Source organism: Roseburia sp. AM23-20, assembly GCF_003470905.1.
GTDB lineage: Bacteria > Bacillota > Clostridia > Lachnospirales > Lachnospiraceae > Roseburia > Roseburia rectibacter.
The window spans coordinates 1-1239 of the sequence record NZ_QRHS01000068.1 but is presented as its reverse complement, the minus strand read 5'-3'; the positions used below and the strand labels follow the sequence as shown (position 1 = coordinate 1239).

Annotated in this window: 1 protein-coding gene; it reads left to right on the top strand. The window is 42.5% G+C overall.

Features of this window, described 5'->3' with window-relative positions:
- Window positions 1–160 precede the first annotated feature (160 nt).
- Window positions 161–1239 (top strand): IS1634 family transposase (locus DW650_RS19305; protein WP_147403029.1); only part of this gene is annotated, 1079 nt, incomplete at its 3' end.

Below are 1239 nucleotides of genomic sequence, written 5' to 3'. Positions count from 1 at the left end.
TTGTGAACTTCCCGAAAAATTAACTCTCACTTCTGAATGACAATGCTGCACAACTCCAGAACTGTTGATTTTAAGCCAAAATCTATAAATTTTTGTGGTCATTTTTTGAGAATGGTGATATAATAAGAGAGAGTTAATTAACTCTCGTTAGGGGGGTGCCATGTATCTAGATTATGAGGTCAAGATTCCGGATTCCAGACACGGAATCACCAGAAAAACAATTCGGGGAATAACCTATATTTACTACGCTTACGACCGCAAATACAGTCCGGATAAGCATTATACCATTCCAAGGAATACGACGATCGGTAAATGTCTGGATATTTCGTCAGAAACGATGTATCCTAATACTAACTTCCTGAAGTACTTTCCTGAGGCAGGTCTTCCGGAGATGAATGAAAAATCTGACCGGAGTGCCTGCCTCAGAATCGGAGCATTCATTGTGATCCGTAAGATCATTGCAGAATATCATCTGGATGAGATTATTGGACGCCTGATAGGGAAAGATGCCGGTCTCTTCCTTGATCTGGCAGCGTATTCCATTGTTACGGAAAATAATGCCGGTCAGTACTATCCGGATTATGCATACAATCATCCACTGTTTACACAGGGGATGAAGCTGTATAGTGATTCAAAGGTCTCTTCTTTTATTAACTGTATTACGAGAGATCAGTGCATTGCTTTCCAGAATGAATGGAACAGCAGACATGATCATCGTGAAAAGATCTATATCACTTATGATTCGACGAACAAGAACTGTCAGGCAGGTGATCTTGAGTGCGTTGAAACCGGACATCCGAAAGATGACAACGGGAAAACGGTTCTGAACTATTCGATTGCCTATGATCACAACAACTCAGAGCCGCTTTATTACGAAGAATACCCCGGAAGCATCGTTGATGTCTCCCAGCTCCAGCAGATGCTGCTAAAGGCAAAGGGATATGGATACCGGCAGACAGGTTTCATTCTTGACCGTGGATACTTCAGTAAAGAAAACATCCATTTCATGGATAAGAACGGTTATGAGTTCATTATCATGATGAAGGGGATGAAGTCTCTGGTGCGGGACCTTGTCCTGTCTGCGAAAGGCAGTTTTGAAGAAAAGCGTGAATACAGCCTGCGTGATTACAAGGTGAACGGTATCACGGTGAAACACCAACTGTATCCTTCCGATGAGAAGGAGCGTTACTTCCACATTTACTATAACGAACGGAAGCAGACAACCGAACGCGAGAATAT